Annotated in this window: 18 protein-coding genes; 14 read left to right on the top strand and 4 right to left on the bottom strand. The window is 40.6% G+C overall.

The features are described 5' to 3' along the window. The 14 genes from BFP77_RS12300 to BFP77_RS12365 all read left to right on the top strand — a co-directional run. Positions 1-1,952, top strand: a 1,952-nt coding sequence (locus tag BFP77_RS12300; RefSeq protein WP_180272356.1) for an Ig-like domain-containing protein, incomplete at its 5' end; no start/stop codon positions are given. Between the two features lie 12 nt (positions 1,953-1,964). Next, positions 1,965-2,918 (top strand): PorP/SprF family type IX secretion system membrane protein, encoded by a 954-nt coding sequence (locus BFP77_RS12305; protein WP_099574332.1) that lies wholly within the window; start codon positions 1,965-1,967, stop codon positions 2,916-2,918. 15 nt (positions 2,919-2,933) lie between these two features. Next, positions 2,934-4,946, top strand: coding sequence for an OmpA family protein (locus BFP77_RS12310; protein WP_373604834.1), 2,013 nt, complete (start codon positions 2,934-2,936; stop codon positions 4,944-4,946). Between the two features lie 209 nt (positions 4,947-5,155). After that, entirely contained in the window at positions 5,156-6,826 is a 1,671-nt protein-coding gene (locus tag BFP77_RS12315) for a Calx-beta domain-containing protein (RefSeq protein WP_099574334.1), read from the top strand. Positions 6,827-6,847: 21 nt separating this feature from the next. Further along, a complete protein-coding gene (locus BFP77_RS12320) occupies positions 6,848-7,063 on the top strand; it encodes a hypothetical protein (RefSeq protein ID WP_099574335.1) in 216 nt (71 codons plus the stop codon). A gap of 39 nt (positions 7,064-7,102) precedes the next feature. Continuing rightward, complete coding sequence (locus BFP77_RS12325; RefSeq protein ID WP_099574336.1) at positions 7,103-8,890, top strand: NosD domain-containing protein; 1,788 nt, start codon at positions 7,103-7,105, stop codon at positions 8,888-8,890. Between the two features lie 875 nt (positions 8,891-9,765). Continuing rightward, positions 9,766-13,785, top strand: coding sequence for a beta strand repeat-containing protein (locus BFP77_RS12330; protein ID WP_143751902.1), 4,020 nt, complete (start codon positions 9,766-9,768; stop codon positions 13,783-13,785). 69 nt (positions 13,786-13,854) lie between these two features. Then, positions 13,855-15,837, top strand: a complete 1,983-nt coding sequence (locus tag BFP77_RS12335) for a gliding motility-associated C-terminal domain-containing protein (protein ID WP_257212963.1) — start codon at positions 13,855-13,857, stop codon at positions 15,835-15,837. Between the two features lie 4 nt (positions 15,838-15,841). Then, positions 15,842-16,804, top strand: coding sequence for a PorP/SprF family type IX secretion system membrane protein (locus BFP77_RS12340; RefSeq protein ID WP_099574487.1), 963 nt, complete (start codon positions 15,842-15,844; stop codon positions 16,802-16,804). Between the two features lie 84 nt (positions 16,805-16,888). Then, the gene (gene idi, locus BFP77_RS12345; protein ID WP_099574339.1) at positions 16,889-17,437 is read left to right on the top strand and encodes an isopentenyl-diphosphate Delta-isomerase; all 549 of its coding nucleotides are present in this window, start codon (positions 16,889-16,891) and stop codon (positions 17,435-17,437) included. Then, complete coding sequence (locus BFP77_RS12350) at positions 17,418-17,825, top strand: 6-pyruvoyl trahydropterin synthase family protein (protein ID WP_099574340.1); 408 nt, start codon at positions 17,418-17,420, stop codon at positions 17,823-17,825. Before idi ends, BFP77_RS12350 begins: the two co-directional genes overlap by 20 nt. Beyond that, complete coding sequence (locus BFP77_RS12355) at positions 17,826-18,275, top strand: peroxiredoxin (RefSeq protein WP_099574341.1); 450 nt, start codon at positions 17,826-17,828, stop codon at positions 18,273-18,275. It begins immediately after the preceding gene. 26 nt (positions 18,276-18,301) lie between these two features. After that, positions 18,302-19,270 carry a type I phosphomannose isomerase catalytic subunit gene (locus BFP77_RS12360; protein ID WP_180272357.1) on the top strand — a complete coding sequence of 323 codons (969 nt, stop codon included), beginning with the start codon at positions 18,302-18,304 and terminating at the stop codon, positions 19,268-19,270. 56 nt (positions 19,271-19,326) lie between these two features. After that, a complete protein-coding gene (locus tag BFP77_RS12365) occupies positions 19,327-19,596 on the top strand; it encodes a hypothetical protein (RefSeq protein WP_099574342.1) in 270 nt (89 codons plus the stop codon). 46 nt (positions 19,597-19,642) lie between these two features. On the opposite strand, the gene BFP77_RS12370 is transcribed toward BFP77_RS12365, so the two are convergent. The 4 genes from BFP77_RS12370 to BFP77_RS12385 all read right to left on the bottom strand — a co-directional run bounded on the left by BFP77_RS12370 (position 19,643) and on the right by BFP77_RS12385 (position 24,727). Then, positions 19,643-20,341 carry a DUF4369 domain-containing protein gene (locus BFP77_RS12370; RefSeq protein ID WP_099574343.1) on the bottom strand — a complete coding sequence of 233 codons (699 nt, stop codon included), beginning with the start codon at positions 20,339-20,341 and terminating at the stop codon, positions 19,643-19,645. A gap of 72 nt (positions 20,342-20,413) precedes the next feature. Beyond that, a complete protein-coding gene (locus tag BFP77_RS12375) occupies positions 20,414-21,691 on the bottom strand; it encodes a DUF819 family protein (protein ID WP_099574344.1) in 1,278 nt (425 codons plus the stop codon). 32 nt (positions 21,692-21,723) lie between these two features. After that, positions 21,724-22,527: a Cof-type HAD-IIB family hydrolase gene (locus tag BFP77_RS12380; protein ID WP_099574345.1), complete on the bottom strand. Its 804-nt coding sequence runs from the start codon at positions 22,525-22,527 to the stop codon at positions 21,724-21,726. Between the two features lies 1 nt (position 22,528). Beyond that, the gene (locus BFP77_RS12385) at positions 22,529-24,727 is read right to left on the bottom strand and encodes a DUF5916 domain-containing protein (RefSeq protein ID WP_099574346.1); all 2,199 of its coding nucleotides are present in this window, start codon (positions 24,725-24,727) and stop codon (positions 22,529-22,531) included. Between the last annotated feature and the right edge of the window lie 73 nt (positions 24,728-24,800).

Genomic DNA, 24,800 nt, shown 5'->3' on the forward strand with positions numbered 1-24,800 from the left:
ACGACGGCGACCCGACAAATGATGATACGGACGGTGACGGCACCCCCGACTACCTTGACCCGGACGATAACGATCCCGATACGGACGGCGATGGCGTACCCGATAGTGTTGACCTAGATGACGACAACGACGGTATATTGGATACTACTGAGGACCCTAACGTGGATGGTGACAACGACCCGTTGACCGATTCCCTGGATTCGGACGGCGACGGTAGACCGGACCATTTGGACATAGACAGTGACAACGACGGTATTCCGGACAATATTGAAGGTCAAACGACGGCAGGTTATATAGCTCCCAACGACGACGATGCGGCCACTTACGCGGCGAACGATGGGGTGAACAGTGCTTACATCGGTGGTCTTACCCCTGTGAACACGGACGGTACGGACAATCCGGACTATCTGGACGACGACAGTGACAACGATACGGTCCCTGACAACAACGAGGGTAACGATTTCAATTTCGACGGAGTACCGGACCAGACCTTTACGGGTGTGGATACGGACGGTGACGGTCTTGACGACGGCTACGAGGGTAGTGATGTCGATGACGGTTTCGACGTGAACGACGAGATAGACGACCCGCAGAACGATTTACCGGATACGGACGGTACGGAGGACGTTAACTACCGTGACCTTGACGACGACGGAGACGGCATCGACACTCCGGACGAGGATCTGGACAACGACGGCGACCCGACAAATGATGATACGGACGGTGACGGCACCCCGGACTACCTTGATCCTGATAGTGGTATTTTGGATGCAATAGACGACAGTGTTACCACACTTGAGAATACCCTAGTTGATATTGATATTTTTGACAATGACACTGGTATTCCGGTAGATGGAACACTCACTTTCACCAATCCTTCCAACGGTACCTTGGTATTGAACGACGGCGGTACTCCGGATGATATCACGGACGACTTTCTAGTCTACACGCCAGAGGACGGATTCAATGGCACGGACACGTTTGAGTATACGGTTTGTGATGCGCTTGGAAACTGCGATACGGCTGTAGTTACTATAACGGTAGGAACTCCTCCTGTTTTGGATGTGGTGGACGACTCTTTGTCCACACCGGAGAATACTCCAGTTGATATTGATATTTTTGCCAACGACACTGGTATTCCGGCAGATGGGACCATCACTTTCACTGACCCTTCCAACGGCACAGTGGTATTAAATGACGGAGGAACACCCGACGATATCACGGATGACTTTCTAGTCTACACTCCAGAGGACGGATTCAATGGCACGGACACGTTTGAGTATACGGTTTGTGATGCGCTTGGAAACTGCGATACGGCCATAGTTACTATAACAGTGGGAACTCCTCCTGTTTTGGATGTGGTAGATGATTCGGTTACAACGGACCCTGAAGTTTCCGTAGATATTACGATGTTAGATAATGATAGTAATATTCCCGCAGATGGGACCATCACTTTCACTGACCCTTCCAACGGCACAGTGGTATTAAATGACGGAGGAACACCCGACGATATTACTGATGATTTCTTTACCTATACTCCTAATACAGGATTTAGTGGTACGGACACTTTTGAGTACACCGTATGTGATGTCGCAGGCGTTTGCGATACGGCAATCATAACTGTGACCGTCAATGAACCTCAAATATTACAGATTGAGGTCAACCAAATGGTAACTCCAAACGCAGATGGAAAGAATGATTTCTTGTTTATAAGAGGAGTAGAAGGTATTAGAACCAGTTCTTTAAAAATATTTAACAGATGGGGAGTTGCTGTGTACGAGGGAGAGAATTATAACAATCAAAATAATGTTTTTGATGGACGCTCACGAGGAAGGTCAACCTTAAGTGTTGAGGACTATCTTCCGTCGGGTATCTATTATTATATATTTGACTATACTACCTTGGATGGGGAAAATAAAGTTGATAGTGAGTATATTTACATCAGCAGATAATACTATAACCATATGAATATCAGGAATAAGTTTACTATTGTTACGCTATTATCCTTTGTTTTTATTGGATTGGTCAATGCCCAGCAAGATGCTCAGTATACGCAGTATATGTTCAATACGATGAGTGTCAACCCGGCTTACGCAGGTTCTCGTGGGCAACTTAGTATTGCTGCTTTGTACAGGGCGCAATGGGTCGGTCTCGATGGCGCTCCGACTTCGCAAACGCTAAACCTTCACTCTCCTATTAGAAATAGTAAATTAGGCTATGGTGTGTCCATAGTAAATGACGAAATAGGGGATGGGGTAGTTCAAGAAACTTATTTTGACGGAATTATATCATATACTATTGATGTGTCCAGAGAGGGTAAATTATCTTTTGGATTAAAAGCAGGGGGTAATTTATTAAATCTAGATTTTAATAAGTTAAGGAATTTTGATGCAGAGCCTGTAAATTCAGATAACATAGAGAATAGGTTTTCGCCAAATGTGGGTTTAGGACTGTATTATCATTCCAACAAGTTTTACGCCGGCCTATCCGCTCCTAACTTATTACAAACAGAGCATTTTGATAATTCCCAGAGAGATGCGAATACGGTACAGTTCCTTTCCAAGGAGCGTATCAATTTCTACTTGATAACTGGTTACGTTTTTGATTTAAACGGCAATCTAAAGTTCAAACCTGCATTATTGACCAAGATGGTGGGCGGAGCTCCGTTACAGGTTGATTTTTCAGCAAACTTTATGTTCAATGAGAAATTTACTTTTGGAGCGGCTTATCGTTGGGATGCCGCCTTAAGTGCTATGGCCGGTTTCCAGATTTCGGACCAGTTTATGTTGGGCCTAGCTTACGATAAAGAGACTACTGATTTGGGCGGAACACAGTTCAACGATGGGTCTTTTGAAGTGTTTTTACGATTTGAATTGGTAAAATCGTTCCAAAGATTAGTATCTCCCCGATTCTTCTAAAACAGACAAACCATGATGAAAAAATCACAGCTTTTGGTTCTGCTTTTAATGATATGTGGTTTGGAATTTTCCCAAGCGCAGGAAAGGCTTATCAATAAAGGAAATGAGAAGTATGAAGAGTATTCTTTTAGTCCGGCTATTGATATTTATAAAAAAGTAATTGAGAAGGGATATACTTCAGCGGATTTATTGAAAAAATTAGGAAATTCCTATTACTATAACGCACAGTACAAGGAAGCCGCTGAAACCTATAAGAAATTAGTTTCGGAGTACCCAAATGATATCACCCCTGAGGATTATTTTAAGTACTCTCAGACACTAAGAACGCTCGGCGATTATAATGGGTCTAATGAAGTGATGTCCAAATTCACCATGCTTACCTCGGGAGATAACAGAGCTTCGGTATTCAAGAGTGAAAAAGACTATTTGGCAGAGATTAAGGCTAACTCTGGGCGTTATGAACTAAAGCCTTTTGAATATAACTCGGTTTACTCGGAATTTGCTCCGTCATATTATAAAGAAGGGCTCATTTTTTCATCGGATAGGGATACCGGCAACTTTGCGCGATACAGACACACTTGGAATTCCAAGGATTTTTTAGACTTATATAGGGTAAATGCGGATAGTGTATCTCTTAATAATGTAGTAAAAATAGACCTCAAAGGAAAAAAAGAATCAATTCCTTTAGATAATGGGAATACAACTACTTCCGATGATTTGGGAAAACGGAAGGATAGGATTAATACGCGCTTGCATGAGTCCACGTCAATAGTGACCAAAGACGGTAAAACAATATATTTTACTAGGAATAATTTTGTAGAAGGAAAGTACAAGAAGGACGAAAAAGGGATTATACGATTGAAAATTTTCAGGGCACAGTTGATTGATGGCGATTGGACTGAAATTGAGGAACTTCCCTTTAATAGTGATTCTTATTCTGTGGCACACCCAGCGCTAAGTCCCGATGAGAAGACTTTGTACTTTGCTTCAGACATGCCGGGTACGCTTGGAGAGTCGGATATATTTAAGACATCCATTAATAATGATAGAACGTTCGGAACACCAGAAAATTTAGGAGCCAATATTAATACAGAAGCGAGGGAAACCTTTCCTTTTGTGACTAGTGAGGAAATTCTATATTTTTCATCTGATGGTCATCCCGGACTCGGAGGATTGGATGTTTTTGCTACAAAAATAAAACGACAGGATTTTACTGGGAACGTTATGAATGTCGGGGAACCTGTGAACAGTAATAAGGACGACTTTACTTTTATCTTCAATGAGGAAACTAGAACAGGTTATTTGGCTTCGAACAGGGAAGATGGGTTAGGAGCTGACGATATTTATGCCTTGGTTGAAAAAGAACCACTTGTTTTTGAATGTGTGCAAAAAGTTACTGGAACGGTGAGGGACAAAATTTCAAATGAAGTCTTGGTAGGTGCTACGGTAAAGGTCATAAATGAGGAGAATGAGGAGATTTTTTATACCATTACGGACTCTGATGGTAATTATAGTTTAGTTTTAGATTGTAATCAAGGAAACTTTGTAAGGGCCCTGATGGAGGGTTATATACCATTTGAAGAATATGTTGGCATCTCTGATGGTAAGCCTAAAATAATTGATTTTTACTTGGAAAGAGATACGATTACAGCTGGTTTTGGAGACGATTTGGCCAAGTTACTGCAATTGAGTACCATTTATTTTGACTTTGATAAATACAATATCCGCAAAGATTCTGAAATAGAGGTAGAAAAGGTAATCGCTGCCATGGAGAAATATCCGAGTCTTAAGATACAGGTCAACTCCCATACCGATAGTAGAGGGCCTGCAGCCTATAATCTCTGGTTATCCCAAAAAAGGGCTGAATCAACCATTAATTATATGATAAAAAATGGTATTTCTAAGGACAGGTTAGCGAGTGAAGGATTTGGAGAAACAAAACTTATCAATGAGTGTGAGGATGGAATTAAGTGTTCCTCCGAAAAGCACGATTTGAATAGACGTTCTGAGTTTATTATAATGGAATAGTTTAGTGAATTCCTTTTTCAAACAAAAAAATCATAATCTTTTTTTAGTTAATAGCCCGGTACTTAGAAATTATAAGTTTCTCACAATCAAATAATTCCGTTATTTCGCCTATACCTTTACCGCTTTCACAACAATAAATAATTTAACAATTTATTCAAGATTACATTTGATTTTACGGTTTTTACTTAACCAAACGATTAAAATCTGTTATGTTGAATAGGATTTATCCTTTAATTTTTGTTTTAATTACAATCATTGTCTCAAATGTAAATGCACAAGATACGTTTCGTGATAATTTTGATATCGTTTCTTATAGTAACAATAACGATACTCAAAATTTTAGTTCAAACTGGATTGAGCAAAATGATAATGGGAGCCCCTCTAACGGAGATATTAGAATAAATTCCATTCAGCTCAGGTTCAGGAATATGGATGATGCGTGGATATATAGATTTGTTCCTATAGCTGGCGCATCTTCAGTAACATTAAAATTGGACTACAACGCCACTTCCAGGGGAGATGAACAATTAGATGTTTACATCTATAACTCAAACACATTTGTTTGGAATTTGGTAGGTTTAATAAACACCTCCGATTCGGGAACAATTACGTATGTTTTAACAAGTGACGAAATTGCTTCTAATCCGGCAATCATTTTTTTTAGTGATAACAATGATTGGGGAAATACGGAAACCATTTTCGTAGATTACGTCCTATTTACCGCTCAGTATGGTCCAACTGTTACCGTAAACGACGTTACGTTTAATGAAACGGACGGCACGGGCTCTATAACAGCCACTCACTCCAGTAATGCTGCTACCGGTCCTTTTACAGTAAATTATCAGACCGCCGATATTACGGTGACGGCGGGAACCGATTATGCCCTATCTTCCGGGGCTTTGAATTTTAATGGGACTGTGGGTGATACGGAAACCATAACCGTGTCAATTTTAGATGATACGTTAATTGAAGGACCCAAAGATTTCAGAATTGATTTTGTTTCAAGTTCGGATTCAATAGTGGATTTTACGGATACGGCTACTATTACTATTGATGATAATGAGGTGCGGTCAAATACGCCCTTATCACTATTTAGGGAATATAATGGGTATTATGATTATGCTCTTACCGGTGGTAGTATGCGTGATCAGGATAATAGTGGTAATACCTGTTCTATAGTAACGACATCTAGCAATACGCTAACCACCACTGTGCCCGCCACCGCCCAGAAAGAGCAGGCCTTTTTATTCTGGACACATTCCGGTACCAGCCCCGATTTACAGGTTACGCTTGAGGGGCAGAATATAAATGCAGATTTCGCAAATGAGTCCTTCATAGGTGCACTTTCCTTTTATTCTATGATTGCTGATGTTACAACTCTCGTGGAAGGTATTCCTATAGGTAATATAAGGACAAATACTTTTGATTTTTCAGGTTTGAACGTAGATAATACTAGTTCTTATTGCTCGGGTCAAGTGACATTGGGTGGATGGAGTTTGATGATTTTTTATGAAGAAGCTTCGTTACCTGCGGTATCACTAAAACTATATCAAGGTTTTCAGGGATATCAAAATGCCACATCTCCCGTGAGCTTTACTTTGGACGGATTTTATGCAATCGCTGCTTCTGAAGCTAAGACCACCATTTTGTCTTGGGAGGGATATCAATCGATTACCGGCGTAGAACAACTTTCTATAACCACCTCCTTGGGTACCAATAGGCTCGCAGGCGATGGGGAGAACGACGGTGTAACAGTGGACAATCCATACAATTCTACAATTTTTGATAATACGGTACTTCCAAATATAAATAACACCACTACCTATGGTCTGGATTTGGATACCTACGATATATCTTCATTTATTGCGCCAGCTGAATAATCAGTAGCTACAAACGTAGAAATGGGAGGAGATTTTGTTCTGCCTAACGGTGTGGTAATTAAAGTACCTTCAAATTTGATTGCTGGAACTGTCTTTGAAGATGTAAATTATCCAGGTGGCGCTGGTCGAGATATCACTACAGCTGGTGGAATACCGGTTGAAGGTGTATCGGTAGAATTATATAATTCATCTGGCAGTCTTGTAGATACTCAAATAACCGATGAGAACGGACTATAAGTATATGGAGGAATTCCTAACGATACATATTCATTGCGTGTGGTTAATTCTACTGTTTTTTCAAATAGAGGTGGTGGAGCTGCATGCTCATCATGTTATCCTGTTCAAACATTTAGAAGATTTGATACTGGTGCTGGTCTTGCCGATGTTGTTGATAAAGTTGGTGGAACGAATCCAGCAGGCGAAGATACTCCACTAGGCACTTTGACTGGTGGACAGTCGGTATCGACTATATTTATCAATGCGAGCGGAATTATTGATGTCGATTTTGGTTTTAACTTTAACACCATAGTAAATACCAATGAAGATGGTCAGGGATCTTTTGACCAATTCATAATCAATGCTAATAATTTGGACGAAAGCGGACTGGATATCGAGGCAAATGCCATTTTTGATCTAGGAACAGGAGAAGATGTCTCCATTTTCGTAATTCCTTCTAGCTCAGACCCTATGGGTCTTACGGCTGATGGTGGGTTTGCCTCAGGCTACTTTGATATTTTTTATAATGATACTGTTAACCCTAAAGACCTTACTTCAAATAATTTGATAATTGATGGGCGAACCCAAACAGCATATAGTGGAAATACAAATTTGGGTAGCGTGGGTGCCAGCAGAAATACGGTGGGTACTACTATGGTTAATCTTCCAAACTATGAAAGACTCGAAATACAGATTCAAAGAAATGCCGGAGATGTTATAGTTAATAATGGTAACAATAATGTTATTCGGCATATTTCCATTTTTGCCAATAATAACTCAGGTATTCGAATAGGAACTGGCTCATTGACCAAAGAATCAAACCTTATAGGTGTCAATGCATTAGGTAATAATGCTGGTAATATTGATATAGGCATAGAAAACCAAGGTGGAAATATCCAAGCAATTGGAAATTACGTATCCACAAATAGTGATAGTGGAATTGTTTTGAATGGTGGCACTTCCAGTCTCGTTCAACTTAACCATATTACTACAAATGGAATAACCTCGTGTGATGACAACATAAGAATTTCGGGAGGGAGCGGAATTATTATTCAACAAAATTTGATTGAAAATGCAGCTACGTTGGGAATCAATGCCACTTCCTACTTCAATGGTTTGAGTCTTACGGAAAATACAATTACTTTCTTGGGCCGAATTGTAAGTAATTGTGGAGCGGGACCTGAAAACATGGGAGTTGAGTTGAATGGGGGGAATTCAACCATTAGCTACAATGTATTTCACTCCAATGGAGGTACAGGTTTTGCAACCACTGGTAATGGTACGGCTAATACAATTACTCAAAACTCTTTTTATAATAATGGGACTACCACAGATGCATTGGGTATAGATTTATTGGGTGATGGGGTAACATTAAATGATTCTGGGGATGTTGATTCAGGTTTCAATAACCTTCTCAATTTTCCAATTATAGAAACAGCAAATATTAACGGTACAAGCGTTATTGTTACCGGATGGTCTATACCCGGAGCAACCATGGAGTTCTTTCTAACCGATATTTCTGAAGGAACCGCAGTTGCTGGAGCTAATCAACTAGGTTTATCAACTGATTATGGTGAGGGTCAGGTATTTATTGGCTCCTTTGTAGAGGGTAGTGGTGCTGATACGAATTCAAAAACATCATCTTATTTAGATTTGGATAATAATACGGACAATACCAATCAATTTACGTTTATTTTTAGTATTCCGTTGGGAGTAACTCCAGGAAAGGATATTACGGCTACAGCCACAGTTGCGAATTCTACTTCAGAGTTCTCACCTATGAGTACATTAAAGACCTTTACGGTGATTACCAATCGCAGGATTACCTATCGCATAAAGAAAAATTAATTGTATCTAGGGTGTGCTCCGCAAAACATTCTTCTTCTTCTTCTCGACATACACTTGCAATCGCCCTCAAAGCCCTCTAAGCACATTTGCTAAGTGGTTGTGGATTTTTGTTTTGTCCTATTCCTTATTCGAGTGACTCTAAAGGCACTATCACTCATACGCTTTGCGCTATTGTTGTTCGACTCCAATTGAATCTTATTTTCAAGCTGTTCATATATAAAAAAACTATTATTCAAATTTTTCAAATAGATTAAATATTATTATTTCCATAAAGTAGTGATTCAATAATTATGAAATAGAATACGTAAGCTGGCAATTGAATTCACTTCTAAGAAATATGCCTTTCGTTTAGATCTGTACCTATTTAATAATAATGAAACCTTTGTTTAGCCTATCGTAGGACCCATTGCGGAGTAGAGGTAAGGGTGCTATTACTGGACGATTAGGCTATTGCACGTAATTCGTTTACTGCAATGAAGAGTTCTTATAAGTTGTTCTTGACTTACAAGAATATACTACAAATAAAAGGGTAAAATCGTATGTGTTAATTAAAGATATTGGTCATTTCATCAATTAATTAATTGTTTCAAAGATTAATTTTTACTGGTTTTCCTTAAGGAGTATTGTGTGGTATTTCGTGGAACAACTATAATGAAACCTCATGTTTTTAGCACTAGACATTACTTTTAAATGGTTACACAACATTTATTTCTCAGGACAGGGCTTTAAGTTAATTTTGTGAAGAAGAAGTATGCCATAAATTTTTTACGGGCATTTTAGAACATAAGATGATGAAATTGATTATAGAAATTTTGAATTCAGGATTTACAAAAATGAAGAGGACACAAGTAAGTATTATTAATAAAAATTCACATATGGACAAAAGAGTTCTATGGATACTGTTTTTAGTAACAAGTTTTACATTTGCCCAGACAACGGTTACGTTAGAAGATCAATGTAATTGCGAGGTTATTCAAGGTACGGACGTATCCGCTCCAGGTGTAACAACACCAAGCGGTGCGGATTTGGGTGATTTGTACGTAAACACCACCACAGGTACAATATTCTTCTGGGACGGTGATTCATGGGAATTGACCACTGCTACCAATACAGATAATCAACAACTTCAAAATTTTACATTTGAAACTGCTACAAATATCTTGAGTCTCGATTTACAGAATGGAGGAACGGTAATAGTTGATCTTTCTGACTTGCAGGATACTTCGGTAGATACCAATACGACGAATGATCGTATCGAAGTTGTTGGCCCTAATTTAGTAATTACGGATAGCGATAACAATATAATTTCTATTCCTTTAGCTGACATTGCGTCCCAAGTAGATACGAATACAACGATTACTTCCTTTGCGATAGACGGCTCAAACACAAATTTAGTATTAACAGATAGTGATTCAAATAGTTTTTCTATTGCTATAGCTGATATTGCTAATCTTGTAAATAGCGATAATCAAAATTTGGAGAATTTTCAAGTCAACGGCGCAAATTTAGAATTGGGTATTGTTGACGGAAATGTCGTTTCTGTTCCGCTTGCTGATATTACTGCTGGAGTTAATACGGACGATCAAACCTTGTCCGAAGTACTCGGTGAGGGCGCGGATGCCGGCGGTACGGTGATCACGAACCTGGGTACTCCGGTAGCCGGGACGGATGCGGTAACGAAGGATTACGTCGACGGCCTTGCGGACGACGACATCAGTGCGGTGGCCTTCGACGGAACGAACCTGAGCGTAACGGAGAGCGGAACGACGCTGTCCGCCGATATTTCGGCCTTGGACGATTCAGCGGGAGTGGCGACCAACGCAAGCGACATCGCCACGAACACGACGAACATCGCGACCAACGCAGGGGACATTAGCACTAATGCTGGTAACATAACTACCAATGCTACGGACATAGCGAACCATATCGCCAACGATAACGATACGGACGACCAGAACGAAATACAGAACCTGGGCGAGGTATTGACCGAGGGCGCGGATGCCGGCGGTACGGTGATCACGAACCTAGGCACACCAGTTGCAGCGGGAGATGCGGTAACGAAGGCCTATGTCGACGGCCTTGCGGACGACGACATCAGTGCAGTGACCTTCGACGGAACGAACCTGAGCGTAACGGAGAGCGGAACGACCCTATCCGCCGATATTTCGGCCTTGGACGATTCAGCGGGAGTGGCGACCAACGCGAGTAACATCGCTACCAACACAGGGGACATTAGTACCAATGCTGGTAACATAGCCACGAACGCCGGAAACATTGCCATTAATACCACAAACATAGGTACTAACGCAACGGACATCGCCAATCATATTGCCAACGATAACGATACGGATTTAACAAATGAATTATCACAAGTTGATGCGGGAACACCAGCCTCAACTGGCGCGACAGCCAGTAATATTGGAGAAACATATGTAGATACTAACACAGGGCAGCTATATGTTTGGGATGGAGCAGTTTGGACACAAGTAGGAGGAAATGCATCTCCAGATGCTGATCCAGACCCATTGAACGAGATTCAGAATATTGAAGAAGTACTGGCCGATGGTAACGATGCCAACGGAGCGGTGATTACAGGGTTAGGTACACCTACACTAGGTAGTGATGCTGCTACCAAGACCTATGTGGATACACAGATAGCGGCATCAGCCGACGACGATATCACTGGGGCAAGTTTGGACGCCCCCAGTAATGTTTTAACGATAAGAGAGGGAGCAACCGATGTAACGGTGAACCTTAGTGACCTAGACGATTCAGCGGGAGTGGCGACCAACGCAAGCGACATCGCCACGAACACGACGAACATCGCGACCAACGCAGGGGACATTAGCACTAATGCTGGTAACATAACTACCAATGCTACGGACATAGCGAACCATATCGCCAACGATAACGATACGGACGACCAGAACGAAATACAGAACCTGGGCGAGGTATTGACCGAGGGCGCGGATGCCGGCGGTACGGTGATCACGAACCTAGGCACACCAGTTGCAGCGGGAGATGCGGTAACGAAGGCCTATGTCGACGGCCTTGCGGACGACGACATCAGTGCGGTGGCCTTCGACGGGACGAACTTGAGCGTAACGGAGAGCGGAACGACGCTGTCCGCCGATATTTCGGCCTTGGACGATTCAGCGGGAGTGGCGACCAACGCAAGCGACATCGCCACGAACACGACGAACATCGCGACCAACGCAGGTAACATAACCACGAACGCTACGGACATAGCGAACCATATCGCCGCTGACGGGGATACTGACGATACGAACGAGATACAGGATGCCGTTGGAGTTGACTTCACGGCTGCTGGCAATACAACGAGTACCAATGTACAGGATGCCATAGAGGAGATACAAACGGAATTGGACGGTGTGGATGGAACGGACGACCAGAACCTCGAGAACTTCCAGGTGAACGGAGTCAATTTGGAGATAAGTATACAGGACGGCAACACGGTAAGTGTACCTTTGGTGGACATCGATACGGACAACCAGACGGCATCCGAAGTCAGCGTTGCCGATGTAGGAGGTAACTTCACGAACAATGAGGTAGAGGGAGTTCTCGAAGAAATAGATTCTAGGATAGATGCGCTTGTACTTGCCGGCGGTTCCGATGGGAACGATTTTGTCACGGGAGGTACTTTATCGGGTACCGACCTCACATTGAACGTTCCAAATCAGGTAGACCCTGTCATTGACCTATCGGGACTTCAAGATGGTACGGGTACGGACGACCAGACCCTGTCCGAAGTACTTGCCGAGGGCGCGGATGCCGGCGGTACGGTGATCACGAGTGCGGTGGCCTTCGACGGAACGAACCTGAGCGTAACGGAGAGCGGAACGACGCTGTCCGCCGATATTTCGGCCTTGGACGATTCAGCGGGAGTGGCGACCAACGCAAGCAACATCGCCACGAACACGACGAACATAGCGACCAACGCAGGGGACATTAGCACTAATGCTGGTAACATAACTACCAATGCTACGGACATAGCGAACCATATCGCCAACGATAACGATACGGACGACCAGAACGAAATACAGAACCTGGGCGAGGTATTGACCGAGGGCGCGGATGCCGGCGGTACGGTGATCACGAACCTGGGTACCCCGGTAGCCGGGACGGATGCGGTAACGAAGGATTACGTCGACGGCCTTGCGGACGACGACATCAGTGCAGTGGCCTTCGACGGAACGAACCTGAGCGTAACGGAGAGCGGAACGACCCTATCCGCCGATATTTCGGCCTTGGACGATTCAGCGGGAGTGGCGACCAACGCAAGCAACATAGCAACGAACACGACGAATATCACGGCGAATACGAACGATATCACGAACCTACAGAATGACAAAGAGGACGCCGCCAACAAATCAACTGACGGCACTTTAGCAGGTAATTCCAATACAGACTTCCCAACGGAGCAAGCGGTAAAGACCTATGTGGATACACAGATTACTGCAAACAATACTGTTGTAACGGCAGGTAACGACATAAGTGTAACCGGAGATGGGTCATCAGCAACTCCATACGTTGTAGCTAATACAAGGCCTAATATATTTTATCCGCCATCTATTGCTATTGATGTTTCTGCATATTCGGGAACGCCTATTTTGAACCAAACTATTAATTTGCATGCTCAATATATTGCACAATATGGAAGTCCAATGGTTAGAAGTGATGTTGGAGGTGGAGATGAAGCCCCGAACGCAATTCCGACTTACGCATCGGGCGATTTATATTATTATGTAACATTTTTTGACAACACGGTTTTTGCAAATGTTGAAATTGATGCAGATGGAGAAATGGAGTATGACATCATTGGAGCTCCTGCGGATTACAACTCCTTGATTAATGTAGTGTTTGTTGTAAAGTAACTAATTAAAATAGGAGCCCAAATCAATTTGAAAGCTATCAAAACATATAAAAGTATATTTCTCAGTATTGTGCTAACATTACTAGGAATAGTAGTTTCTAACGCCCAGTTCTTGTTGCAAGCACCGAATAGTACCGATGAAAATAATTATCAATGGTATGAAGCTTCGGATACGAGTACCGTCCTGGGAACGGATTTTTTCTTAGAAGTAACTAATCCAGGTATCTATTTTGCTACCTACGATGGAACCTTATGCGGCTCCAACGCTACAGGTTACTTCATAGTAACGGATTGTTCTTCACCGGATAATCAGGTAACAATGGATATCTCTTCAAATGTTACGTCGGGAGCTTCCGTGAGTTGGAATCCGGTAGTTCCTGGAGATCAACTGAGACCCACTATAACGGCTACGGAGACAGTGGTGCGATATACCGCTACGATTACCAAAGTTGGCAATGATTCTAGTCTGCCAAATTTTACCGTGGTCTGCTTACAGCAGGCAGCTACCTTAGTAAACGATGTTGTAACAGTAGATGAAGACGATAGTGTAATTGTAGATATTTTCGTGAACGATTCGGATTTACCTACCACAGGTACGCTTACGACTACCAATCCCGCAAATGGAACGGTTGCTATAGATGATAACGGTACACCTAATGACCCAACTGATGATATCGTTACCTATACACCTAATGCTGATTACAATGGGCCAGATAGTTTTGACTATACAATTTGTAATGCTATGGGAGATTGCAGCACGGCAACAGTAACGATGGATGTCCTGCCCATATTGGATACCGTGGACGATAGTGTTGCGGTAGATCAAGATACCAATGCAGTAATAGTTTTTTGGCAGGATAATGATAATGATTTACCTAGTATAGGTACTTTAAGTGTAACACAACCTTCTGATGGTGTGGTAACCGTAGATGATAACGGAACTCCAAATGATCCTTCTGATGATGTGGTTACCTCCACTCCAAATTCCGGTTTCTTTGGAACGGACTCCTATGACTATACTGTGTGCGACAATCTTGGTAATTGTGATACCGCTACAGTAACGATTTTAGTTTCACCTCCAATGGTTACGGATATTGATTCGGACAACGACGGTATCATAGATAGTTTTGAGGATTTAAACTTGGACGGAGATAATGACCCTGCTACAAATCCAACCGATTCGGATGGAGACGGTTTCCCGGATTATCTAGATATCGATTCAGACAATGACGGTATACCGGACAATTTAGAGGCACAAACTACTGCGGATTATATTCCACCAAGTGGTGTCGATGCAAATAATAATGGACTTGATGACGCCTATGAAACTAATGGGGATTTAGGATTGTTCCCAATAGATACGGATGGTGACAGTTTGCCAGATTACTTGGATGAAGACAGTGATAATGATAATGTTCCCGATAATATCGAAGCACACGATTATGATCACGACGGTATTCCGGATGTTGTCTTCATTGGTTCCGATAAAGATGATGATGGGCTTGATGATGGTTATGAAGACGCAATAACAGTCGATGTTGACGTCAATGATGAATTGGACGACCCCTTCGGACAGCTACCTAACACGGATGGTGACGAAGAGTCCGACTATCGTGACACGGATGATGATGATGATGGTATTGAGACCATAGGCGAAGATTTAGATTTGGATGGTAATTATGCCAACGACGATACTGATGAGGACGGTATTCCGAACTATTTAGATCCGGATTCAGGAGTACAGGGAGATATCATTGAAGTTTTCAATGTGCTAACGCCTAATGGAGATGGTGTTCATGACGTACTACGAATAGATGGTCTGGAAAATTATCCTAATAATGATATCAGCATTTACAATAGGTGGGGTGTATCTGTCTTTACAACAAGAGCTTACGATACGGAGGGTAATGTTTTTGACGGCACGTCTCAGGGAAGAGTAACCGTAAATCAAGATATCCAACTGCCTGTTGGAACATATTTTTATATTTTGAATTATGAAGAGCCTAATGGCGAAACAAAACAGCTTTCGGGTTACTTATATATTAACAGATAGAGGAATGGTAAGAATTAAATCTTTGGTGAAAAATGTTCATGTCCGGTTTTCTGGTCTATCCTCCCTTATAGTATTGGTCTGTTTTATGAGTATAGGTGTTTATGGGCAGCAAGATGCCCAATATACCCAGTACATATATAATACGGTGAGTGTTAACCCTGCCTATGCGGGTTCTAGAGGTCAGATTAGTATTGCGGCACTACATCGTTCCCAATGGGTGGGTTTAGATGGTGCACCTGTAACTCAAACTTTAAACATACATTCGCCGATAGGGTATAAAGGATTAGGCTTAGGGTTTTCGATTGTTAATGATAAAATTGGTCCGACTTCTGAAACCAATTTTGATGTAGATTTCTCTTATACAATTTACACCTCTTTAGAAGGTCGTTTAAGTTTTGGATTAAAAGCGAGTGCTAATTTATTGGACGTTCGCTTTTCCGAACTGAACCAATTTGGGCCGGATCAAACCTTGCAACAGGATATAGACAACAAACTATCGCCAAATATTGGAGCTGGAGTTTATTATCATACCAATAAATTTTATGCGGGCCTATCCGTTCCAAGATTTTTAGAAACTTCACATTTTCAAGAATCCTCTTTGTCCACGGCAAAAGAGCAGATGAACTTTTATTTTATCACAGGATATGTTTGGGATATAAATCCATTCCTAAAATTCAAACCTACACTACTTACCAAATTGACTCAAGGTGCGCCCCTACAGGTAGATGTCTCCGCTAATTTTATGTTCAGCGAAAAGTTTATCGTGGGAGCTGCATATAGGTGGGATGCTGCGTTTAGTGGTATGGCAGGTTTCAATGTTTCTAACAAATTCTTAATAGGTATTGCCTATGACCGAGAAATGACGGAACTAGGTAACGCTGCCTTTAATGATGGGTCTTTTGAAGTTATATTCAGATACGACTTTATCACTAGCAAGAATAATCTTAAATCCCCTAGATTCTTCTAGAATCACTGTAGTTCCTTTCTTCGTTTCAAGGTTTTTTATTAATTGGTATTGCCCCAAGTTACTTAAAGGTCTTATTTTTACGTAATGAAGGAAGAAGAAGTAATTTTGGTCAATGCCAGCGATGAGCAAATCGGCACGATGCCGAAAATGGAAGCGCACGAAAAGGCACAACTTCACAGAGCATTTTCTGTATTTATTCTTAATGATAAAGGTGAAATAATGTTGCAGCAAAGGGCTGCGCATAAATACCACTCCCCATTACTATGGACGAATACATGTTGTAGTCACCAAAGAGTAGGGGAGACCAATGTAGAAGCCGGTAGAAGGCGTCTTCAAGAAGAAATGGGCTTTACCACAGAACTCAGGGAATTGTTCTCTTTTATCTACAAAGCTTCATTTGATAATGGGCTTACGGAGCATGAATTGGACCATGTGATGATAGGGACTTTTAGTGCACCTCCAGTAATTAATAAAGAAGAAGTTGAAAACTGGAAATGGATGAAACCTGATGTTATTAAAAAGGATATGGAAAGTAATCCGCAGGAGTACACCGCTTGGTTCAAGATTATTTTTGAAAAATTTTATGAACATTTGCTAACGAATATTGAAGAAAATGAAGGTAAAGGTAAGTAGGAAGGCACATTTTAACGCTGCCCATAGATTATTTAGAGCAGATTGGGACGATGCTAAAAACAAAGCAATATTCGGGAAATGCAGTAACCCTAATTTTCATGGTCACAATTACGAATTGATTGTTAGTGTTATTGGAGCGATTGATCCTGAGACCGGTTTTGTAATGGATGTTAAGGTATTAAAAGATCTTATTAAGTTGCACATAGAGGACGCCTTTGACCATAAAAATTTGAATATTGAGGTTGAAGAATTTCAAACACTCAACCCTACTGCGGAGAATATCGCGGTAGTAATCTGGAACAAGTTAAGAAAGCACATTAGCAGCGATAAAGAGCTGGAAGTAGTTCTTTATGAAACACCAAGAAATTTTGTAACCTTTTCTGGATAAATGGGACTTAAAATAGGCGATGCTATTCCGCTATTCACGCTTCCGGATGCACAGGGAAATCAATTTTCTATCAAGCAATTAATAGGGGAAAAGCCTTTTGTACTTTACTTCTATCCAAAAAATAACACCCCTGGTTGTACAAAAGAGGCCTGTGATTTCCGCGATAGATATGAGGATTTTAAAAATTGCGGTGCCGAAGTTGTGGGTATAAGTGCGGAAACACCTAAAAGTCACGCAAATTTTCAGAATAAACATCAGTTACCTTTTATTTTACTATCGGACAAGAACAACGAAGTCCGCAGAAAGTTTAAGATTAGGAACAACTTTCTTTTGGTGCCTGGTAGGGAAACCTATGTTATTGATGAAAAAGGAAAGGTTGTTATGGTCTTCAATAGTTTAAATGCCTCTGAACATATGAAAAGGGCATTATTGGCGTTATCTAAAAAGTAAGATATATCTTACTTAAAAAAGTTAGTATGAATATACATCCACTAAAATTTAAGCCGATTCTCAAAGAGCGACTTTGGGGCGGAGAAAAGTTGCATACGGTCTTAGGAAAACCGATTACGAGTGACATTACAGGGGAAAGCTGGGAACTTTCCACGGTTTCAGGAGATATAAGCGAAGTTTCTAACGGAGAATTGGCCAATACTTCCTTAAAGACACTCATTGACAAACACCCGGAAAAGCTTTTAGGAAAAAGTGTAGTAGAGCGTTTTGGTAAAGAATTTCCCATCCTCATAAAATTCATAGACGCTAAACAGGACCTTTCCATACAGTTACATCCTAATGATAAATTGGCAAAGCAAAGACATGATTCTTTTGGAAAGACAGAGATGTGGTATGTTATGGATGCCAACCCTGGCGCAGAGCTCATAGTAGGATTCAATAAAGATGTTACTAGGTCCGAATATGCTAAGAGCTTAGAGGATAATACCTTATTGGATTTGTTGAATTTTGAACCTGTAAAGGAAGGGGATACTTTTTTTATAAATACTGGAAAGATTCATGCTATTGGCGCTGGTGTACTTTTAGCAGAAATTCAACAAACCTCAGATGTAACCTATCGGGTGTTCGATTTTAATAGGAAGGACAAAGAAGGGAATTTAAGGGAACTTCATACAGATTTAGCGTTAGACGCAATTGATTATCAGAAAAAGGACGATTTTAAAGTGTCCTATGAGGATAAAAAAGATGCTACCAATACCATGGTAGATTGCCCCTATTTCAAGACCAATTTTCTACGTCTTGAAAGCAATTTTAGACAAGACACTGTTCTTAGAGATTCTTTTGCCATATTCATGTGCGTAGATGGTACGGGCAAAATACAAACCGAATCTGGTGAAGCTATTATATCAAAAGGAGAAACGGTTTTGGTTCCTGCTTCATCCAATAGTATTACCATAAAAACTACTAGTGCTAAATTTTTGGAAGTTACTATTTAATCGGATTATATAGTTTAATATTCTAAAATTGTATTTTTGTAAAAAATAGAAGTAACATGGCAAGTGTAAGAGATTTAAAAAAAGATATTAATTACGTTTTAGGAGATATTATTGAGGCGGTCTATATTGTTGAGGCTGCTAACGGAAAACAAGATTCTAAAGAAGGCTCTAAAATCATTGATGGGGCTATTGAAACTTTTGATTCGTTAATCGCAAAAGTAAACCAACGTGATGTTGAAAATAGAAAAGCCCATTTAAAATCGGTTCGTGCAGAACTAGAAACTAAAGCAAAAGGTTTGGTAGACGAGCTTAATAAACTGAATTAAAACTCACTATTTAAGAATTTAGAAAGCACCTTATATAGGTGCTTTTTTATTTTCTATTCTCTAGGAATGCCTTAAGCTGCTTTCCATACTTAGACGCCGCAACTTCTGGAGTTAATACTTGAGCAATAGTATCCAAATATTTAATATTAGCGTCTGGAATCTCCTTGATGGCAATGTAAGGAGCTACATAGGAGTCTTTGTTGTTGATGGCAAAATTAATGGCATACATATAACCTCGCTGAATATTTCTAGTGTTCATAAACTCTAAAGAATCTATTTCTTGGGCAGTCAAGGGGTTTTCGGTATTTGAAGCTGTTTGCATAATTTCGAGACTTCTTTTATTTACCTCGGACATGTTCTTTCGGAACTCATCTAACTTATCATTACTATCAGAGCCTACTATTTTTGCATTTAAATCAAACGTGTTCCAATTGGTGGTAATATTGATAACACCTGATTCTCCAAAAAAGGCAAGCCTATCGTTGACGTCGTTATTATCTTTTTTGTTTAAATACAGGTAAAATAGCTCTGGACTTTCTAGTTCTGTTTTAAATTCAAAATTTCCATCACCCTCAATAAGTAAGGAGTCAATAGACACAAGAGCGGTATCTTTTACATGTTGAAAATATAGAGTTCCTTTTTTTAACCCTTTAATTTTACCTCTTACAGTCATAGTATTTTCTGTGTCTCCACCACAAGAGCTTAAAAAAGCAAGAACTAAAAATGAAGTAAGTATTTTTTTCATGGTTGAATTTTAGAGGGCAAATATCAATAATTTTTTTAGTATTTCTATGACTTCCAACTTTATTTGCAAAGTTTAGTGAACACTAGAAGCTATTTCCATAAGGTAGGCGCAAAGTAAAGCACCTCCTGTACCGACGACATATCCAAGTACAGCCAATAAAACACCAACTGAAGTAAGTGAGGGATGAAACTCTGCTGCTACAACAGGGGCTGAAGCTGCACCACCAACATTAGCCTGACTACCTACCGCAAGGAAAAAGTAGGGCGCTTTTATAAGTTTTGCCACGAGTATAAGTAAAGCGGCATGAATAGTGATCCAAATAAAACCTATGGCGATCAGCCCAGGGTTTTCCAGTACTTTACCCAAATCCATCTTCATGCCAATAGTAGCAACGAGAATATAAATGAACATGCCACCAATTTTACTGGCGCCGGCTCCTTCATAATTTTTTGCCTTGGTAAAGGAAAGTGCTATCCCTATCGTTGTGGCTATGACCACCATCCAAAAGAAAGCAGAACTTAAGAAAGAAAGAAAGCTCTTTTTATCACTGATAGCTTCAATATTACTGCTGAGATAAGCACTTATGGCGTCCCCGAAAAAGTGTGCTATCCCTACTGCTGAGAAGGCCAAACATAACATTATCATATAATCGTTTAGCGTGGGTACTTTAGTAATTCTTTCCGTGAATTCGGTCACTTTAATTTTCAAGGTTTCAATTGCTGAGGTATCGGCCTTTAGCCATTTATCTATCTTTTTGGTCTTGCCTACCCCAAGGAGGATAATTGCCATCCATACATTGGCGACAACGATATCTATAAGCACCATTCCGCCATACTTCTCAGGATTATATTGAAAAATTTCTAGCATGGCGGCTTGGTTGGCTCCACCACCGATCCAACTACCGGCAATAGTGGATAATCCTCTCCAAATAGCATCAAAATCGTTTCCGCCCACGGTCTCCGGTGAGAAAATAGATACGAGCAGAATAGCAATAGGTCCTCCTATAATGATACCCACGCTACCGGTAAGGAACATAATGATCGCTTTTGAACCAAGGTTGGCTATCGCTTTTAAATCAATACTCAGGGTCATTAAAACCAAGGCCGCAGGTAAAAGGTATCTGCTAGCCATAAAATAGAGCTTAGAAGTTTCATCCGAGATAAGTCCACTACTAGCTAATATGGCGGGTAGTAAATAACACATAAGAACCGCGGGAACTATAGAGTAAAATTTTCTCCAAAACCCTGTTTTTATACTAGAGGTGTAAAATATGAAGCCCAGCGCAAAAGCGAGGAGCCCAAAAACTACGGTGTCATTTGATATTAGTGGTTCGGTAATAGAATTGTCCATATATCGGTTGAAGTTGATTTTCCCAAATATACTCAAATAAGTAGGTGTTCACGGATAAAGTGCGCCACCCCGTCTTGCGTATTTTTTAAAGTTACGTGGTCGGCAATATGCTTAACTTCCTCCCTAGCATTTCCGACCGCTACACCACAAGCCACATGGGTCAGCATGTCCATGTCGTTATAATTATCACCAAATGCGATAATGTCCCGTAATGTTTCCTCCTTTGTTAGCAATTGTTGAATGGCCGTTAACTTTGATACTGACTTCGGTGCGACTTCTATAAGCGTATCGTTAGATCGGTATACATGCAACGCTGTACCAAATTGCTGCCGTAACACCGGCATTAATTCATCTGAACTCTCCTTAGTCCCCATAAGCATCAACTTGTGTGCGCCAATCTTATTTTTTTCTAGATAGGCCAATGTCATCTCGGCCGGAACAAATGAAGGGTAAGTTCTCGTATATTTTATTTCTTTTTCTACCCTTTCGGATGATCGGGTCACCTGCCAATGGTCATTTTCATACAGACCTATATCGGTCTTAAATTCTTTACATATTTCGTAAATCTGTCTTACGGTATGCAGAGGTATATAAACGGACAGTAGTTCTTTTTTTCCATCCAGAACAAGGGCCCCGTTATAACAGATAATAGGTTGGTCTTCAATTCCCAGTCTTTTTTGAAGGTAGTGCATGCCACTGGGCATTCTGGCGGAGACTAGAATTACTTTAATTTTCTTGCGAATACGTGCAATTTCACTAATGGTAGTGTTAGATACATCACTTTTAGTGGTGAGTAAAGTTCCGTCCAAATCTGAACATAGTATTTTAAAATTCATTCTAAATATTTAACCAATAAGATAGTTTAAGGTTTATAGATCTAAACCTTGGGGCGAACACGTTAACAAAATAATTGTCATTGTACACGAGAAAAAGGTCTGATAATGGAGCAAAGCGCCATTGCAATCGAGAGTTGAAACCTAAATTATCCCGTTGGTTGCTGTACTGAATCAGGGTAGACCAGAAAATAGATTTGCTGAACGTAATATCGATATTAGGACTAATTAACCAAATATTTGCGCTTGAAAAGGGTTGGGGGAGGTCTATTTGATCATAGTTGAACATAAGGGAGACAGAGGCTTTCGGTTGAAATCGCATGGTCATACCACCTTCCACGGAAAATCGGTCTCCGTTGAAAAAGCGGCCAATGCTGGACTCTATGGCGTAAGAAAAGATTTTTCTTTGGTCGGATTGATACCCTGCTCTTACGCTATTGTAAAAGTAATTTTCGTTAGCGGGAAGCGGTATAGCACCTTCCGTGCGAGTAGGGTCAAAGGGGTTGAACAGGAAAGTAAAACTATTCGTGTACGCGATGCTTGCTCGTGATTGATTATTGAAATTAACTTCATAGCGTGACCGAAGATCATAATCGGTATTTAGAAAACTTCTACTTGGGCTCCAACGTACATTGGTGAAATACTGAAAGGAATGGTTTTGCACTATACCCTTCTTAGGCCAAAACACACGTTCAAGGCTCAAAAGGGTTTTAAAAAGGTCGGTTCTACGAACAAAACCCAAATCTGAACGAAAATCTTCATCTATAAATGAAGCTTTGGCAAAAACATTGAACTTTCTTTTATTGTACCGAATTAATGCACTTGTAGCAAAGTTTCCTTTGCTATCGTCCGGTTGAAAAGATTTATGGGTAATAAATGACCCGTTCCAGGTGTTATCTTTTGAAGCCAGATTATAGTCAATACCCAAAACACGATTATATTCATCCTTGCGTTCTACAAAGTCATAGTCTTGAAAAGACTGCTTATTGATGAAGAAAACACCGATGTTAGACCTTGAGAAAATGCGTTGTTGTAATGCCAACATGGTATTATTGTTAGACGGAATTCTATTTTCTAAATCTTCTGCAGTTTGAATGTTCAAAACCCCTACACGAAGATCATTAGTCAATTTACCGCTTAGCCTTACACCGCCTATAATATTATTTTCTATGGTTTCACCCAAGGTGTCCTGTGCGATTCCGATACGTCTTGAGAAAAACGGACTAAAATCAAAACCGTTTCCAAAACTTGCGAAAAGATCGTTATTGTCTATAAAGAATTGACGTCGTTCCGGTAACGCAATTTCAAAGCGCGTGAGGTTGGTTATAAAATTATCGACCTCTACCGTGGAGAAATCAGGATTTAAGGTAAGGTCCAGGTTTAAGCTGTTTCCTACAGATATTTTGGCATCTGCACCCACCTTTACGTTATTGAAATTACGGTTACCATCAAACTCTCTTTCCGCAATACCGTTAACGTAGGGAATAAGGGCCAATGGAGTTCGCGATTTTCCCAAAGGTTTTTCAAATATCATATCGCCCATAAAGGCAAGATTGTAAATTTGTTGGTTCTGCGGAATCCTTGTCCACGTGCTGCGTTCATTGGATTGAGTTTCAATTCTGTAACTGTTAAACCGCCATTTGGTTGTGCCTTCTTCAAATTTAAAAGAGGTGAGTGGAATGACCATTTCCGCCGTAAAATAATCATCGTAAATTTTTGCATTTCCTTTCCATTTCATATCCCAAGCCAAATTAAAATCATCTTGGCTTGTACCACCGTTTGCGATGAGCCCTTCTCGGCGCACACCAAAAGGATTTATACCGAACAGAAAAGCATTAGTGCCATCGTTAAAGGTGTCAAAAACTAGCGAAAAGCTATCGCTTCCACTGCCTCTAAAATCTCTTCTTAAGGATTGCGTAGCATAATTTTTACCGATAGAATAGGCCTTAATACCTATATAAAGGTTCTTGTGATCATAAAGTATTTTAATTTGGGACTGTTTTCTGGCCTGAATAGAATCTAACGGAAAATACTCCCAAAATTCATCCGCACTTTGTGCTATTTCCCATATAGGCTCGTCTATAATACCATCCGGGACAATTTTTTCGGAAATAAACTTTACGGTTACTGATTTGGTTTCTTGTTGGCTTTGCACAAGAGAATAGCATAACAGACATACGAAGACACAAAAAAGTCTAGTCATTCATTTTAGGTTTGGTACACTCTCAAATTTAAGTGTTTACAAATTAATTTTAAGCATTACATTATGCTACATC

Source organism: Maribacter sp. 4U21 (assembly GCF_002742365.1).
Taxonomy (GTDB): Bacteria; Bacteroidota; Bacteroidia; order Flavobacteriales; family Flavobacteriaceae; genus Maribacter.